At 62.9% G+C, this 15,872-nt stretch carries 18 protein-coding genes; 11 read left to right on the forward strand and 7 right to left on the reverse strand.

Features of this window, described 5'->3' with window-relative positions; all coding sequences use genetic code 11:
* Positions 1-26 precede the first annotated feature (26 nt).
* The 4 genes from kefC to OC610_RS08970 all read right to left on the reverse strand — a co-directional run bounded on the left by kefC (position 27) and on the right by OC610_RS08970 (position 4,531).
* Positions 27-1,853: a glutathione-regulated potassium-efflux system protein KefC gene (gene kefC, locus OC610_RS08955; RefSeq protein ID WP_264427486.1), complete on the reverse strand. Its 1,827-nt coding sequence runs from the start codon at positions 1,851-1,853 to the stop codon at positions 27-29.
* Position 1,854: 1 nt separating this feature from the next.
* Complete coding sequence (gene kefF, locus OC610_RS08960; protein WP_264427487.1) at positions 1,855-2,376, reverse strand: glutathione-regulated potassium-efflux system oxidoreductase KefF; 522 nt, start codon at positions 2,374-2,376, stop codon at positions 1,855-1,857.
* Positions 2,377-2,477: 101 nt separating this feature from the next.
* The gene (locus OC610_RS08965) at positions 2,478-3,824 is read right to left on the reverse strand and encodes a sensor histidine kinase (RefSeq protein WP_408636560.1); all 1,347 of its coding nucleotides are present in this window, start codon (positions 3,822-3,824) and stop codon (positions 2,478-2,480) included.
* Positions 3,821-4,531 carry a response regulator gene (locus OC610_RS08970; RefSeq protein ID WP_264427498.1) on the reverse strand — a complete coding sequence of 237 codons (711 nt, stop codon included), beginning with the start codon at positions 4,529-4,531 and terminating at the stop codon, positions 3,821-3,823. The genes OC610_RS08965 and OC610_RS08970 overlap by 4 nt, the downstream gene beginning before the upstream one ends.
* Before the next feature lie 341 nt (positions 4,532-4,872).
* On the opposite strand from OC610_RS08970, the gene OC610_RS08975 reads away from it, so the two are divergent.
* From OC610_RS08975 to OC610_RS08990, 4 genes are all read left to right on the forward strand, one after another.
* On the forward strand, positions 4,873-5,658 hold the full coding sequence (locus tag OC610_RS08975) for an MlaA family lipoprotein (protein ID WP_264427488.1): 786 nt from the start codon (positions 4,873-4,875) through the stop codon (positions 5,656-5,658).
* The gene (locus tag OC610_RS08980; RefSeq protein ID WP_181287714.1) at positions 5,651-5,890 is read left to right on the forward strand and encodes a hypothetical protein; all 240 of its coding nucleotides are present in this window, start codon (positions 5,651-5,653) and stop codon (positions 5,888-5,890) included. The genes OC610_RS08975 and OC610_RS08980 overlap by 8 nt, the downstream gene beginning before the upstream one ends.
* A gap of 147 nt (positions 5,891-6,037) precedes the next feature.
* Positions 6,038-7,339 (forward strand): Nramp family divalent metal transporter, encoded by a 1,302-nt coding sequence (locus tag OC610_RS08985; protein ID WP_264427489.1) that lies wholly within the window; start codon positions 6,038-6,040, stop codon positions 7,337-7,339.
* A gap of 67 nt (positions 7,340-7,406) precedes the next feature.
* Complete coding sequence (locus OC610_RS08990; protein WP_264427490.1) at positions 7,407-7,886, forward strand: VOC family protein; 480 nt, start codon at positions 7,407-7,409, stop codon at positions 7,884-7,886.
* Positions 7,887-8,081: 195 nt separating this feature from the next.
* Here the strand turns inward: OC610_RS08990 and OC610_RS08995 are convergent, their stop codons facing one another.
* The gene (locus OC610_RS08995; RefSeq protein ID WP_264427491.1) at positions 8,082-8,483 is read right to left on the reverse strand and encodes a RidA family protein; all 402 of its coding nucleotides are present in this window, start codon (positions 8,481-8,483) and stop codon (positions 8,082-8,084) included.
* 132 nt (positions 8,484-8,615) lie between these two features.
* On the opposite strand from OC610_RS08995, the gene OC610_RS09000 reads away from it, so the two are divergent.
* Positions 8,616-9,542 (forward strand): LysR family transcriptional regulator, encoded by a 927-nt coding sequence (locus OC610_RS09000; RefSeq protein WP_264427492.1) that lies wholly within the window; start codon positions 8,616-8,618, stop codon positions 9,540-9,542.
* A 30-nt stretch (positions 9,543-9,572) separates the two neighbouring features.
* On the forward strand, positions 9,573-9,965 hold the full coding sequence (locus OC610_RS09005; RefSeq protein ID WP_264427493.1) for a GFA family protein: 393 nt from the start codon (positions 9,573-9,575) through the stop codon (positions 9,963-9,965).
* Between the two features lie 5 nt (positions 9,966-9,970).
* On the opposite strand, the gene OC610_RS09010 is transcribed toward OC610_RS09005, so the two are convergent.
* On the reverse strand, positions 9,971-11,416 hold the full coding sequence (locus tag OC610_RS09010; protein ID WP_264427494.1) for an aldehyde dehydrogenase family protein: 1,446 nt from the start codon (positions 11,414-11,416) through the stop codon (positions 9,971-9,973).
* A 178-nt stretch (positions 11,417-11,594) separates the two neighbouring features.
* Positions 11,595-12,041, reverse strand: a complete 447-nt coding sequence (locus OC610_RS09015) for a thioredoxin family protein (protein WP_264427495.1) — start codon at positions 12,039-12,041, stop codon at positions 11,595-11,597.
* Between the two features lie 350 nt (positions 12,042-12,391).
* On the opposite strand from OC610_RS09015, the gene OC610_RS09020 reads away from it, so the two are divergent.
* Genes OC610_RS09020 through OC610_RS09040 form a run of 5 tightly spaced genes read left to right on the forward strand, consistent with a single transcriptional unit; the run spans position 12,392 to position 15,828 of the window.
* On the forward strand, positions 12,392-13,240 hold the full coding sequence (locus OC610_RS09020; RefSeq protein WP_003200222.1) for a transporter substrate-binding domain-containing protein: 849 nt from the start codon (positions 12,392-12,394) through the stop codon (positions 13,238-13,240).
* Between the two features lie 54 nt (positions 13,241-13,294).
* A complete protein-coding gene (locus OC610_RS09025; RefSeq protein ID WP_217859867.1) occupies positions 13,295-13,957 on the forward strand; it encodes an amino acid ABC transporter permease in 663 nt (220 codons plus the stop codon).
* 9 nt (positions 13,958-13,966) lie between these two features.
* Positions 13,967-14,629: an amino acid ABC transporter permease gene (locus OC610_RS09030; protein ID WP_181291060.1), complete on the forward strand. Its 663-nt coding sequence runs from the start codon at positions 13,967-13,969 to the stop codon at positions 14,627-14,629.
* A complete protein-coding gene (locus OC610_RS09035; RefSeq protein WP_181291059.1) occupies positions 14,626-15,414 on the forward strand; it encodes an amino acid ABC transporter ATP-binding protein in 789 nt (262 codons plus the stop codon). The genes OC610_RS09030 and OC610_RS09035 overlap by 4 nt, the downstream gene beginning before the upstream one ends.
* A 24-nt stretch (positions 15,415-15,438) precedes the next feature.
* On the forward strand, positions 15,439-15,828 hold the full coding sequence (locus OC610_RS09040) for a RidA family protein (protein ID WP_264427496.1): 390 nt from the start codon (positions 15,439-15,441) through the stop codon (positions 15,826-15,828).
* Positions 15,829-15,872: the final 44 nt, after the last annotated feature.

The following is a 15,872-nucleotide window of genomic DNA, read 5'->3' on the forward strand; positions in this document are numbered from 1 at the left end:
ATACTTCAGACGGGCTGTATCAAGATCTAGCCGTCGCTTTTTTCCGTCTCGTTTCGATGATGTTCAGGCCAGCTGTCAATCGGTCGCTGGCGGTCCTCGTTGAACATCTCGGTGAGCAGCGCATTGGCGCGTCGGTAGGCGTCGTGCCGGAACTTGAGGTCGTCTTCCGGCTGGGCGACGATTTCCTCGAGCATGCGCAGGTTGAGGCGACGGAACTGATCGGCGCGTTCGCGCGCCTCGTACGCGCCGACGCCCATCTGCACCAAGGCGCTGCGACCCAATGCCAGCGCGCTTTCAAAGGTTTCCCGCTCGGCGTTTTCCACGCCCAGTTGCCGCAGGGTGATCAGGTGCGCCATGTCCCGCGCCCGCACGATCAGTTTCAACCCGGGGAAATGCTCCTGGGCCATGCGGGTCAGCGTCAGGTTGTCCTGCTGGTCGTCGATCGCATTGATCAGCACCACCGCCTGGGCCGCGCCGGCCGCGTGGAGCAGATCCAGGCGCGTAGCGTCGCCGTAGAACACTTTCACGCCGAACTTGCGCAGCGTCTCGATGTTGTCGGGATCATGATCCAGAACCACCACCTCGACGCCGCAGGACATCAGCAGACGCCCGGCGATCTGCCCGAAACGACCGAAGCCGGCGATGATCACCCGTGGGTTCTGCTGATCGAAGAGGTCGGATTCCTGGCTGTCCTTCTTGGTGGCCGACTCTATTCGGTCCAGCAGCAGGATCAGCAAGGGCGTCAGGCACATGGACAGGGCCACCGCGAGCGTCAGGCTCTTGCCCCATTGGTCGGTGAGAATGCCGGCCAAGGTCGCGGCGCCGAACACCACGAAAGCGAATTCGCTGCCCTGGCCGAGCAGCACCGCTTGCCAGGAGCGCTGGCCGGCGGGGACGTTGAGGAAGCGGCTGACAGTCTTGATCACCAGCAGTTTGATCAGGATGAAGCCCAGGGTCAGCGTGATGACTTTCAGCGGTGCGTTGATCAGCGTACCGAAATCGATCGACATGCCGACGCCAATGAAGAACAGACCCAGCAGCAAGCCTTTGAACGGCTCGATGTCGCTCTCCAGGGCATGGCGGTATTCGGAACTCGCCAACAAGACCCCGGCGAGGAACGCGCCCATGGCCATCGACAGGCCGGCTTCTTCGAGCAGAAACCCGAAACCGAACACCAGGAACAGCGCCACGGCACTGAAGATTTCTCGCAGGCCTGAGCGCGCGGCGAAGCGCAGCAGCGGTCGCGTCACATAGCGCCCGAGCAGCACGACGATGCTGATGGCGGCGACGATTTTCACGATCGATAGCGCCAAGGCCATGCCTGACGGGGTTTCGCCGTGGGCCGACAACAGCGGGATCATGGCGACCAGGGGAATGGCCGCGATGTCCTGGAACAACAGCACGGCAAAACTGCTGCGCCCGACGGCGGTGGCGGTCAGGTTGCGTTCGCTCATCGCTTGCATGGCGATGGCCGTGGAGGACAGGCTCAAGGTCAGGCCGACCAGCAGCGCTGCCGTCCAGTTCAAACCCAAGGCCGCGCAGAACGCCGCGATCGCGCCGCCGCAGGCCAACATCTGCAAGGCGCCGCCGCCGAACACCATCCGGCGCAGCGCCCACAGGCGCTTGGGATCGAGCTCAAGGCCGATGATGAATAGCATCAACACGACGCCAATTTCAGCGAATTCCAGGATGGCCTTCACGTCGGTGATGAGCTTGAGTCCCCAGGGGCCGATCACGCAGCCGGCCAGCAGGTAACCGAGCACCGGGCCGAGGCCGAAGCGCACGGCAATCGGCACGATCAGCGTCGCCGAGGCCAGGTAGATGAGCATTTCGATCAGGCTGTGCGTCTCCATCTCAATCTTCCTTCCAAGAGGCCAGGCGTGCGCCGTAGTGTTCGATTTGTGCGCGTTGGGTGTCGGACTCGGCGGCATACGCGCCATGCACGGCGACCGGCTCCAGCCAGCGCATGTGGCAATAAAGGGCCGTGGCGTGGAGCGGCTGGGCCAGCGCTGAAAAGTCCGGGTACGCGCCGATCTGGAAATGTTCCCGCTCGCCACCTGTGGTGACGGCCCACAGCAGACCCTTGCCATTGAGGGCCGTGGCGCCTTTGCCGTAGGCCCAGCCATGGGTGAACACCTTGTCGATCCACAATTTCAGGAGCGGCGGCATGCTGTACCAGTACATCGGATGCTGGAGGACGATCAGGTCCGCCTGTTCGACGGCGCGCTGTTCCGCCTCGACGTCGATGGCGAAGTCCGGGTAGAGCGCGTAGAGCGACCGTATGACCACGTCCGGATTGGCGGACGCGCGATTGAGCATCTGCTGGTTGACCCGCGACTGGTCGGGGTAGGGATGGGCGTAAACGATCAGGATCATCGGGGCAATTCCACGAGACAGGGGTCCAGGTCAAAAGGCCGGACATCCTACCGAAATCGTGTGGGTTTTAGGGCATCGTTGTTCAGCGCGCCTCGCCGGGGTCAATTGAGCGGCAGCGAGACCCTGGCCTCCAGGCCGCCGTCCTTGCGGTTCCTGAGGATCAGCGTCCCGCCATGCTCCAGCACCGTCGCCCGTGCCGCCGACAGGCCAAGGCCGACACCGCCGGTATTCTTGTTGCGCGAACCCTCGACGCGGAAGAACGGCGTGAAGACTTGCTCTTGATATTGCGGCGCGATGCCCGGCCCACGATCGACGATGCGGATTTCGACGCAATCGGCGAAGGCCTTCAAACGGACACCCGGTTCGCTGCCATATTTGACCGCGTTGTCGATCAGGTTGGTCAGTGCACGCTTGATCCCGATGGGGCGGCCGACATAGACAAAGCGCTGGGCGCCTTCGAACGACACTTCGGTGCCGGCGTCCCTGAAATCGTCGACGACGGTGTGCAGCAGCTCGGCCAGATCGAACGCCGTGGCGTGTTCCAGGCGTGCTTCGTCGCGGAAGAATTCAAGTGCGGCGTTGACCATCGCCTGCATCTCGTCGACGTCCCTGAACAGCTTCGATTGCTGGTCGGCGTCCTCGATGAATTCCCCGCGCAGGCGCATGCGGGTCAACGGTGCGCGCAGGTCATGGGAGATGGCCGCGAGCATCTGCGTGCGATCCTGGACGAAGTGCTTGAGCTGGGCCTGCATGGCGTTGAACGCCAGGATCGCCTGGCGGATTTCATAAGGACCCACGACCGGGATGGGCGGTGCTCGGAAATCCACGCCGAAGCGCCGGGCGCCCTCGGCAAAATGCTCCAGGGGTGTGGCGAGATGTCGTGTGGCGATCAGGGCGACGATCAGGGTCGACAGCAGGATCAGCCCGAGGATGATCAGGTTGCGCTGCCATTCCCCAAGGCCCCAACTGCGCGACGACACTGAGAATATGACCCAGGTGTGGTCGGTCAGCTCGATGATCACGGCGTAGCGTCGGGCCGGGTCGCCGGCTGGCCAATCGTTTGGCTCGTAGGCCTCGATCCGGGCGTCGGGCCTGGCCAATTGCTGGTGCAGATAGGCCGAGCCTTCGCTGAACTCCGGGTCCTCGATGACGGGCAATCGCGCGTCTTCATGACGCAGCAGCCATTGCACGTTGAGCCCCGGGTCGCTGGCGGCCCGGGCAATGTCGAGACGTTGCCCGGGGGCGGCCGAATCGATGATGCGCGTGATCGCCGCAGCCTTGTCCATCAGGCCGGTTTCCATCAGGGGAGGGCGTGCCCAGGCACCGGCCAATGCACCGAACAATTCATTGAGGACCAGCAAAGCCAACATGGCCACCATCGTGGTCATGGCGATCCAGCGCGCCACGGTGTCCCGTGGGCGAGGCACGGTCGCCCTCCCGGCGGTCATCGCTTCACCACGTGGGGGCTGAACAGGTAGCCGCTGTTGCGGACGGTGCGGATCATCGACGGACCGGTGACGTCGGTCTCCAGCTTGCGGCGCAATCGGCTGACCTGCACGTCGATGCTTCGGTCGAACGCATCGAAGGTCTCGCCACGGGCCAGGTCCAGCAGTTGCTGGCGGGTGAGCACCCGGCGCGGGTGTTCGGCGAAGACCAGCAACAGTTCGAACTCGCCGCTGGACAACGGGATCATGACCTTGTCGGGGGCACGCAACTCCCGGCGGGTGACGTCCAGTTGCCAGCCGTCGAACTCCAGGACCGGGCGGGTCAAGTCGCCCAAGGTGCCCCTGGCTTCACCGGTGCGCCGAAGGACTGCGCGCACCCGGGCCAACAGTTCGCGGGCGTCGAAGGGTTTGGTCAGGTAGTCGTCGGCGCCCATTTCCAGGCCGACGACGCGGTCGCTCAATTCGCCCATGGCGGTGAGCATGATGATCCCGACCCGGTGCTCGGTACGCAGGCGCTGGCAGAGCACCAGCCCGTTGTCGCCCGGCAGCATCACGTCAAGGATGATCAGGTCTGGCTGCCGGCGTTCCACCGCTTGCCACAGGGCATTGCCATCGGCGGCGACTTCGACGCTATAGCCATGTTGTTCGAGAAATTTGCGCAGGAGGGCGAGGACTTCGAGGTCATCGTCCACCAGGAGTAAATGGCTCACGGTGGTCACGTCGGGCAATGAATACGGGGTGGAATAGTAGGGGCTATCCGGGGCTTGCGTCATATATTTCAATCCGGAAACAAAGCTGCCGGCTAGCAATATTGCGGAAATCTGTGGGCAAGAAAACGGCGGCAGGATGGGGTCGATGTCGGTCTATCCAAAGAGTCAGTTCTACCCATAACCCGTGGCGAGGGAGCTTGCTCCCGCTGGGTCGCGTAGCGGCCCCCTAAAAGCGGTGAGCGCTTCGCACTCAAGCGGGAGCAAGCTCCCTCGCCACGGGTTTGGTGTTCGGCTTTTAACCGGCATTGGCACCATCCCATTCCTCCCCGAGATAGCCCCGCATGCCGATCACCAAACCCGCGCCGCTGCTTGTCCGATCCACCGTCATCGTCGCGCTGGCGGCCCTCGCCAGCGGTTGCACCAGTACGCCCACTGCCACGCCGGGCAGTTGCGAGAGCGTTCCCTTTACCGTGCATGACCCGGTCGAGCCGGTAAACCGTGGCATCTTCGCCTTCAACCGCGCCGTCGACGATTACGCCCTGGCGCCCATTGCCCGTGGGTATCGCAAATTGCCGGACATGTTCCAGGCTGGCGTGCACAACTTCGTCGCCAACTTCGGCGAGCCCAAGGTATTCATCAATGATCTGCTGCAAGGCAACGGGCAGCGTTCGGTCAACACGCTGGGCCGTTTTGCCATTAACACCACGGTGGGCATCGTCGGGTTGATCGATGTGTCGGGCAAGCTGGGTATTGAGCGCCACGAGTCGGATTTCGGCCAGACGTTCGGCGTCTGGGACATCGCTCCCGGACCGATCGTTGAACTGCCGCTGCTGGGCACCGCCAACCTGAGGGATGCGACCGGCAAGGTGGTGAGCTTTGCGGTCGATCCGTTCGGCGACAACAGCGATACCGTTGAAACCTTGGGCACGATCAAGACCGTGGGTGGCGTCGTCGATGGCCGCGCGCAGGCGTTGCCGCTCACCGACAAGCTCCAGGCCCAGCCTGATTACTATGTGGCGCTTCGCGACGCCATCGCCCAGCGCCGTGCCGATTTTGTCGCGCAAGGAAAGTTGGGTTCCGTCCAGGACGCGCCGCACTGTGGGGATGAGGGCGCCGCGAATGAATAGCCAGGCGCTGGTCCTGCATCGACGGGTGAAAACCCTCGACCAGGGTGCGTTGCATTGCCGCGAAATGGAGTTGCGGCTGGCCGAGGATGGTCGTCACGTGCTGTTCAGCCGCTACGTCGAACGGTACGACCCGCAGCAGGTCGGTCAATCGGCAACCCAGCACTATCGCGTGCCCTTGGCGAGCATGATTCGCTGGATGGTCAATAACGGCGAGCGGGGGAGTGCGCCGTGACGAACGGTACCCGCCCCGGTGTCTTTGCGCCGCCGGGGCGCATGAAACATTTTCACATAATTCCAGCCTGATTCTAGTTGTACGATGTCGTACGTAATGTGGTCGACTGTTTCCGTTTCTCACAAAAAAAACAACGGAGACTCATCCATGTCGAGCATTCCTTCCGCCGAAGGCCAGGCCGTGGCCCCTGCGCAAAGCCGTTTCGTGCGACTGCTGAAGCTTCTAGGCCCCGGCATCATCGCAGTGCTGTCCTGGCTGGGTGCCGGCGACCTCATCACGTCGTCCGTGGCCGGCGCGAACTATGGCTACGCCATGATGTGGGTGCTGGCGGTGTCCCTGCTGTTGCGATATTTGATCGTCAACATCATCGCGCGCTTCCAGCTCTGCAATAACCAGGGCATGACCATCCTCCAGGGCTACGCCCAGCTCAATCCGTTCTTCGCCTGGTTCCTGCTGGTGTACGCGCTGCTCATGGGCCACTTGATGAACGCCTACATGATCAAGGGCGCCGGCGAGGCGCTGGCGATGCTGCTCAAGGTCGACTATCCGCTGCTGTGTTCAGTGGCGGTGGTGCTGGCGGTGTGGATGCTCGTCGGGCGCAATATCTATTCGATGATCGAAGGCGTGATGAAGGCGCTGCTGGCGATCATGACCCTGGCGTTCCTGGCCCTGGCGGTCATGTCCGGCCCGGATGTCGCCGGGATCGTCAAAGGCACCATCGGCTTCAGCATTCCACCCGATGAAGGCGTGCACGGCGCGCTGCTGGTGGCGGTCTCGGTGATCGGTGCGGTGGCGGGTTCCATCGCCAATTTTGTCCACCCTTATGTCATGCGCCAGAAAGGCTGGATCGGGCCCGAGCACAAGCGCGTCCAGCGCAACGACCTGCTTTTTGCGGTGTTCGTCGGGATCGTCATCAACCTGGCGATCTGGATCGTCGGCGCGGAGATCCTTCGGCCAAACGGTATCGAAGTGAACACCCTGGGCGACCTGGGCAAGGCCCTGGAAATGTTCTTCGGCTCGATCGGTTGGTACGTGTTCTTCGTCGGCGTCTTCGCCACGCTGTTCGCCAGCATTTCCGGCAAGACCACGGCATTCCCGATGTTGATCACCGACGCCTTCCAGCACGTGCGGCCCGAGCGTCGCCAGCGCTATGGCAAGGAGTTCCACCGCGACCCGATGCACAAGTGGTTCATGTTGTTCATCCTCGTCACGCCATTGATCTGGTCGCTGCCGGGCATGCCGGACTTCGTGACGCTGACCATCGGTGTCAATGCGCTGAACATCGTCGGCCTGCCGGTGATCTCCCTGGGCCTGCTGATCATGTCCAACCAGAAATCGCTGCTGGGCAAGGAATACCGCAACAACCTGTTCGAGAACATTGCACTGATGTTCGCGACCGGCCTGGCGTTGTGGGTCGCGTTCCAGTTGGGCGTCGATCTGTTCACCTGAGTCCTGGCCATTCACCTTCCGGAGGGGCTGCTAGACTTCACGGTCCAGTCCCTTTCGGAGAATCCGCATGAACAACAAGAACAGGATCTGCCTCTGGTACGACGGCACCGCGCAAGAGGCGGCGGAGTTTTACGCACGCACCTTTCCCGACAGCGCCGTGAACGCCATCCACCATGCGCCGGGCGATTATCCTTCGGGCAATCAGGGCGATGTGATCACGGTGGATTTCACGGTGATCGGCATTCCTTGCATCGGCTTGAACGGCGGGGCGATGTTCAAGCACAGCGAGGCGTTTTCGTTCCAGATCGCAACCGACGACCAGGCCGAGACCGACCGCTTGTGGAACGCGATCATCGACAACGGCGGCCAGGCAAGCGCCTGCGGCTGGTGCAAGGACAAGTGGGGCGTGTCGTGGCAGATCAGCCCTCGGGTGCTGGTGGATGCGGTCACCAGTTCCGACAAAGCCGCCGCCAAGCGCGCCTTCGAGGCCATGATGACGATGACCAGGATCGACATCGCGGCGATCGAGGCGGCGGTGCGAGGGTAGCCTGCGGTCGGCAGTAAAAACCATGCAAGCTGACCCTCCGCCATCGTCGGATCGCCGCCCGGAGCAAGCTCGCTCCCACATTTGATGGGGTAACTTCAATTTTTCTGCCAGCACGGATCCCTGTGGGAGCGAGCTTGCTCGCGATGGCGGAGGGTCAGCCAACACACTCACCGCTGACTCTCCACACGCCAGATGCTACAGGGAGGGTCCCGGCAACCTGGCAATCACCTTGATCTCGAATTGAAAACCATACAGCCACGTCACACCCACCGCCGTCACTGTCGGGTGCGGCGCGTTGCCCCAGAATTCGGCCACGACGCTCCAGACCCGTTCGAAGATCGACTCCGGATCGACCATGAAGACGGTGACGTCAATCACGTCGTCAAAGCTGCAATCGGCGGCTGCGAGGATCGCGTTCAGGTTGGTGAAGGCGCGGCGTACCTGATCTTCCAGCACTGGCTCCGGTGAGCCGTCCTCGCGGCTGCCGACCTGTCCGGACACGAACAGCAAACCGTTGGTGCGAATCGCCGGTGAATAACGGTTCCGCTCGTAAAGCGCTTGGCGGCCGGGTGGGAAAACGACGTCTCGGGTGGTCATGGAATCTCTCCATCAATGGCCGATAGCGGCCGGAACTCAACGATGAAGTCACTCTAGGGGCTTGTGCCCGGGCGATAAACGAGCAACCTTGGCGATCACTGTTTGTAGAAACCAAACAATCCGAGGCAAAGAATGGATCGTTTCGACGCGATGCAAGCGTTTGTGCGTGTCGTCGAGGCCGGCAGTTTCACCAAGGCCGCCGAGACGCTGCACATGAGCAAGACCACCGTCACGCAACTGGTGCAACAGCTCGAAGCGCGGCTGCGGGTCAAATTGCTCAACCGCACCACGCGCAAGGTCAACGTCACGGCGGACGGCGCGGTGTTCTACGAGCGGGCGGTTCGCCTGCTGGCCGACATGGACGACGCCGAGACCAGCCTGTCCGGCGCCCAGGCGTTGCCGCGCGGCCGACTGCGGGTCGATGTGCCGAGCCCACTTGCGGCGCTGATCCTGATCCCGGCGTTGCCGGCGTTCTATGAGCGTTACCCGGACATTCAGATCGACATGGGCGTGAGCGACCGCATCGTCGACATGATCGATGAGAACGTCGATTGCGTGGTTCGCGGCGGCGAGCTGACGGACCAATCGCTGATTGCCCGGCGCGTCGGCGACCTGGCCCTGGGCGTCTTCGCCGCGCCGAGCTACCTGGCACGCGTCGGCACCCCGGTCCATCCCCGCGAGCTTGAAGATTCCCAGCACCGCATCGTCGGTTTCCTGTGGGCGCGCACCGGCAAAGCCGTTCCCTATGCGATGCACAAACAGGATGAGCATCTGAACATCAAGGGCCGCCACGCACTGGCGATCGACGATGGCAACGCCTACCTCGCCGCCGGCCTGGCGGGGCTGGGGGTGCTCTGGTTGCCCACCTACATGTCGCGGGTCCACCAGGCGCAGGGAACGTTGGTCCCGCTATTCGAAGACTGGCGACTGGAGTCGATGCCGATGTATGTGGCTTACCCGCAGAACCGGCATATCAGTGCCAAGCTGCGGGTATTCATCGACTGGGTGGTGGAGCTGATGGCCCAGCATGCGCCTATCCTTGATCGGCACGCGTCATGAGATTTTTCTTGAATGCAGAGGAGAGTAGCGATGGACCGATTCACCGGTGGTTGCCTGTGTGGCAACGTTCGCCTTGAAGCGTCCGGCCGGCCTTACCGGGTCGGCCTTTGCCACTGCCTGGATTGCCGCAAGCACCATGGCGCCTTGTTTTTCGCCGCGGCGGTGTTCCCCCGGGACGCGGTGATCGTCACGGGCGAGACCCGAGACTATGCCGGGCGCTTTTTCTGCCCCAATTGCGGCTCGTCGTTGTTCGCCCGCAGCGGCGACGAGATCGAAGTGCACCTCGGCACGCTCGACGCCCCCGACCAACTCAAACCCACCTACGAATGCTGGACCGTGCGCCGCGAGTCCTGGCTACCGGCATTTGCATTGGCGCGGCGGTATGAGGGTGATCGCGAGGGCAGCGGGCGGGCAGAGGAGTAGGGCGCTCACTCGAACCCGACAATCGCCTTGATCTCCAGATACTCCTCGAACCCCTGGACCCCATATTCGCGCCCGTTGCCCGAGCGCTTGTATCCGCCGAACGGGGCCATCGGGTTCCAGGTTGGGTAATTGAGCAGGACTTGCCCGGCACGGATGCGCGCGGCCACGGCGCGTGCCTGGTCCAGGTCCTGGCCCTGGACGTGCGCGCCCAGTCCGTAGACGGTGTCGTTGGCGATGGCGACGGCTTCTTCTAGGGTGTCGTACGGGATGATGCACAGCACCGGGCCGAAGATTTCCTCTTGGGCGATGCGCATGCCGTTGTCGACTTGGGAGAACACCGTTGGCCGGGTGTAGAAGCCTTTGGCAAAACCGTCCACGCGGCCTGGGCCGCCGCAAATCAACTTGGCGCCTTGCGCGAGGCCCGCTTCGATCATCGCCTGCACGCGCTTGAACTGGGCCTCGTTGGCGATCGGGCCCAGCACGGTGTCTTCCGACCGTGGGTCGCCGACGATGATCGCGTTGGCCGTGGCGGCCGCCAGTGCCTCGACTTCTGCCAGGCGATTCCTCGGTACGATCATCCGCGTCGGTGCGCTGCAAGACTGGCCGACATTGCGCAACGCCGACATCACGCCTGGCGGCACGGCCTTGGCGAAGTCGGCGTCGGGCAAGAACACGTTCGGCGACTTGCCGCCCAGCTCCTGGGTGACGCGCTTCACCGTCGGGGCCGCGGCTTGGGCGACCAGGGCGCCCGCGCGGTTGGAGCCAGTGATGGAGATCATGTCGATGTCGGGGTGCGCCGCCATGGCCGCGCCGACCTCGGCACCGCCGCCGTTGACCAGGTTGAACACGCCCGCCGGCAGACCGGCGTCGTGCACCAGTTGGGCGAACAACAGGGCGCTCAAGGGCGACAGTTCGCTGGGCTTGAGCACCACGGTGCAGCCGGCGGCAATCGCCGGGGCGACCTTGGCGGTGATCTGGTAGAGCGGCCAGTTCCACGGCGTGATCAGGCCGCAGACCCCGATGGGTTCACGCACGATGGCGGTGCCGTTTTCGATCTTTTGGAATGCATAAGTGGCCAGCACATCGCGCGCCACCCGGACGTGTTCGGCCGCGAGCGGCACTTGCATGGAGCGGGCGAAACTGATCGCCGCGCCCATTTCCAGGGACAGCACCTGGGCCAGGGCCTCCTGGTGTTCGAGGATCAGCTCATGGAGCTTGCCGAGAATGCGCGCGCGATCCGCCACCGACGTCGCGGCCCAGCCCGGCATCGCCGCCCGAGCCGCCGCCACGGCGTGGTCAACGTCCCGGGACGATCCCTGGGCAACCTCGGCGACCACTTCTTCAGTGGCCGGATTGATCACGGCCACCATCGTCGCTTGGGCCGGCAACTGCCAACGGCCATTGATATAGAACTGATCGGTGTTTTGCGGAATATAGGAGGATTTGGTCATCTTCGGGCTCCCGTCGAGCGTTGATGACGCTGCCGGCAGCAGGTCGTGATTGCATGCCCATAAGCTAACAAAGCGGCCCTGGCGGGTTGTGCCGTTGTTGGGCTTGGCAAAGAAGAATCTGCTGTATCTGCCGGGCTAACTTTGCAAAACGTAGCGAAGGCGCTTCGCAGGCCCGACGCTACCGAGGCGTCGCCCGCAGCCGCAAAAGCGCCGGCGCCCGGCGGGCAGTGCAAAGGGTTCGGATCTGCTGGCGCAACCAGCGCACATCGTGATGGCGCGGTGCCGGCAAGCGCCTGGGTCTGGTCCGGCCGACCAGCTCGGCAAAGGTCTGGCCGAATGATGCCGGGTCACCGATGCCCTTGAGCTTGCGCCGCAGTTTCCCGTCTTTATAGAACAACACGGTGGGCGTGCCGGTGACTTCCGGGTGCCGGGGCGATTGATCGGTACTCAGTTTGTAGATCACGGCCCGATCCTCGAAGGTCTCGGCGACCTTGCAGAACAGCGGCTCGGCCATGCCGCAGGCGTAGCACTGCGGATGGCCGAAATAGAAGACCACCGGGCGCCAGGTCTTGAGCGCCTTGCGGTAGTCCTTTTGAGTGCTGAGGTGGGTGATGAGCGTGCTCATGACGGCTTCCCTGTGTCGAGACGTGCCCAAAACCATAAGCAACACGACCGGGCAGCGCTACTGTCAGAGTTGACAGGTCGGCGCAGCCTTTTGGTGCGCTGGGGTGTATCGCGCACTCGATGTGCTTCGCGCTGGGGCCTTGCTACCCGGCAGCCGTAGCCAACGGTAGCAACCGCAAACGCACGGTGATTTGCACGCGCATCGGCTGTTTTTCTATCTGCCTGATTTCATTGAAATTCCATTTTCCGCTCCACCGCGTCGAAAGGCTGTGGCACACTTTCTGCTGTCTATTCCGTTGTTACATACCACATTCCGGTATAGCGGAATAAACTCACCCTGGAGTGCTTGCCATGCAACGCCGACCTTCCTTGTTCAAAGCGTGTGTTTTTCTCTTCGCGGCCACGACGGCCGCCATGGGTGTCGCCCAGGCGGCCGACAGCAAGCTGGACAGCGTGCTGCAACGCGGGAAATTGATCGTGGGCACGGGCAGCACCAATGCGCCGTGGCACTTCCAGGGAGCGGATGGCAAGTTGCAGGGCTTTGATATCGATATCGCACGGATGGTCGCCAAAGGCTTGTTCAATGACCCGGAGAAAGTCGAGTTCGTGGTGCAGTCTTCCGACGCGCGGATTCCCAATCTGCTGACCGACAAGGTCGACATGAGCTGCCAGTTCATCACCGTCACCGCCAGCCGCGCCCAGCAAGTGGCGTTCACCTTGCCGTACTACCGCGAAGGGGTGGGCCTGCTGTTGCCGGCCAACAGCAAGTACAAGGAAATCGAAGACCTCAAGGCTGCCGGCGATGGCGTCACCGTGGCGGTGTTGCAGAACGTCTACGCCGAAGAACTGGTGCACCAGGCATTGCCCAAGGCCAAGGTCGACCAGTACGACAGCGTCGACCTGATGTACCAGGCGGTGAACTCCGGCCGCGCCGATGCCGCGGCCACCGACCAGTCCTCGGTCAAATACCTGATGGTGCAGAACCCCGGTCGCTACCGCAGCCCGGCCTACGCCTGGAGCCCGCAAACCTACGCCTGTGCGGTCAAGCGCGGCGACCAGGACTGGCTGAACTTCGTCAACACCACCTTGCATGAAGCCATGACCGGCGTGGAATTCCCCACCTACGCGGCGTCGTTCAAGCAGTGGTTTGGCGTCGAGTTGCCGTCGCCGGCGATCGGTTTCCCTGTTGAATTCAAATGACCCTGTGAGCCCGGGGCGCCCCTTGCGGGCGCTCCGTCGAAGGTGCTGCCGACCATGAATTATCAGTTGAACTTTGCCGCCGTCTGGCGCGATTTCGACACCTTGCTCGCGGGGCTGGGCCTGGGGCTTTCCCTGGCGCTGGTGTCGATCGCCATCGGTTGCGTGATCGGCCTGGCGATGGCGTTCGCGCTGCTCAGCAAACATCGGCTCCTGCGGGTGCTGGCGTCGGTGTATGTCACGGTGATCCGCAATACGCCGATCCTGGTGTTGATCCTGTTGATCTACTTCGCCTTGCCGAGCCTGGGCATTCGCCTGGACAAGCTGCCGTCGTTCGTCATCACGCTCTCGCTGTACGCCGGGGCCTACCTGACCGAAGTGTTTCGCGGCGGGCTGTTGAGCATTCACAAGGGGCAGCGCGAAGCAGGGCTGGCGATCGGCCTCGGCGAGTGGCAGGTCAAGGCCTACATCACCGTGCCGGTGATGCTGCGCAACGTATTGCCGGCCTTGTCGAACAACTTCATTTCGCTGTTCAAGGACACCTCGCTGGCGGCGGCGATCGCCGTGCCGGAGCTGACCTATTACGCCCGCAAGATCAACGTGGAGAGCTACCGGGTGATCGAAACCTGGCTGGTGACCACCGCCCTGTATGTCGCGGCCTGTTACCTCATCGCCATGCTGCTGCGGTATTTCGAGCAGCGTTTGGCGATCCGCCGCTAGGAGCCTTCCATGTACGAATCCCCCAGTTGGTTGCATGAGTTGTGGGTCGCCCGGGACACTCTCTGGGCCGGTTTCCTCACCAGCGTGCAATGTTCGGCGCTGGCGATTGTGCTGGGCACCTTGATCGGCCTTGTCGCCGGGCTGGTGCTGACCTATGGCCGGGCGTGGATGCGCGCGCCGTTTCGTTTCTACGTCGACCTGATTCGCGGCACGCCGGTGTTCGTGCTGGTGCTGGCCTGCTTCTACATGGCCCCGGCCCTGGGCTGGCAGATCGGCGCCTTCCAGGCCGGCGTGCTGGGCCTGACGCTGTTCTGCGGCTCCCACGTGGCGGAGATCGTGCGCGGTGCCTTGCAGGCCTTGCCCCGTGGGCAGATGGAAGCGAGCCAGGCCATCGGCCTGACGTTCTACCAGGCGCTGGGCTACGTGATGTTGCCCCAGGCGTTGCGGCAGATCCTGCCTACCTGGGTCAATTCCTCCACCGAGATCGTCAAGGCCTCGACCCTGCTGTCGGTGATCGGGGTGGCCGAATTGCTGCTCAGCACCCAGCAGATCATCGCGCGGACTTTCATGACCCTGGAGTTTTATCTGTTCGCCGGGTTTCTCTTTTTCATCATCAATTACGCCATCGAGTTGCTCGGGCGGCACATTGAAAAGCGGGTGGCCTTGCCATGACTGATATTTCCCTCTCCAACACCCAGCCGCTGCTGGACATTCGCGGCCTGCGCAAGCAATACGGCCCGCTGGAAGTGCTCAAGGGTGTCGACCTGAGCATGCAGCGCGGCAACGTGGTCACGCTGATCGGCTCCAGTGGCTCGGGCAAGACCACGCTGCTGCGTTGCGTGAACATGCTGGAAGAATTCCAGGGCGGCCAGATCATGCTCGACGGCGAATCCATCGGTTATGACGAGGTGGGTGGCAAGCGTGTGCGTCACGCCGAGAAAGTCATCGCCCGGCACCGGGCCATGACCGGCATGGCCTTCCAGCAATTCAACCTGTTCCCGCATCTGACCGCGCTGCAGAACGTCACCCTGGGCCTGCTCAAGGTCAAGAAACTGCCCAAGGACGAAGCCGTGGCCCTGGCCGAAAAATGGCTGGAGCGGGTCGGCCTGCTGGAACGGCGCGATCACTTTCCCGGTCAGTTGTCCGGCGGCCAGCAACAGCGCGTGGCGATCGCCCGGGCGATTGCGATGAACCCGAGCCTGATGCTGTTTGACGAAGTGACGTCTGCGCTCGATCCGGAGCTGGTCGGCGAAGTGCTGAACGTGATCAAGGGCCTGGCCGAAGACGGCATGACCATGCTGCTGGTAACCCACGAAATGCGCTTCGCCTTCGAGGTCTCCGACAAGATCGTCTTCATGAACCAGGGCCGGATCGAAGAGCAAGGGCCGCCGAAGGAATTGTTCGAGCGACCGCAATCGCCACGCCTGGCGGAATTCCTCAAGAACACGCGTTTTTAATTCATTTCAACAAGGAGATAACCCATGAGCATTACGCGCTACGGCACCGGCAGCACCGCAGGCGGCGGCCAGCCACGGCCCTTCGCCCGCGCCGTGGAGGCTGACGGCTGGCTGCACGTGTCCGGCCAGGTCCCGGCGGTGAACGGCGAGATCATCGTCGGCGGCATCGTCGAACAGACCCACCAGACCATGAAGAACCTGATCGCCATTCTCCAGGAGGCTGGCTATGGCCTGGAAGACGTCGTGCGCTGCGGCGTCTGGCTGGAAGACCCGCGGGACTTCTGGAGTTTCAACAAGGTCTTCGGCGAGTACTTCAGCCCGGAACACGCCCCGGCCCGGGCGTGTGTGCAGGCAAGCATGATGGTCGATTGCAAGGTCGAGATCGATTGCGTCGCCTACAAGAAAAAGGCCTGACCACGATCTTCTGGCGAATTCGCTTCTGTGGCGAGGGAGCTTGC

It is taken from the genome of Pseudomonas agronomica, assembly GCF_025917275.1.
In the GTDB taxonomy this organism is placed as follows: Bacteria; Pseudomonadota; Gammaproteobacteria; order Pseudomonadales; family Pseudomonadaceae; genus Aquipseudomonas; species Aquipseudomonas agronomica.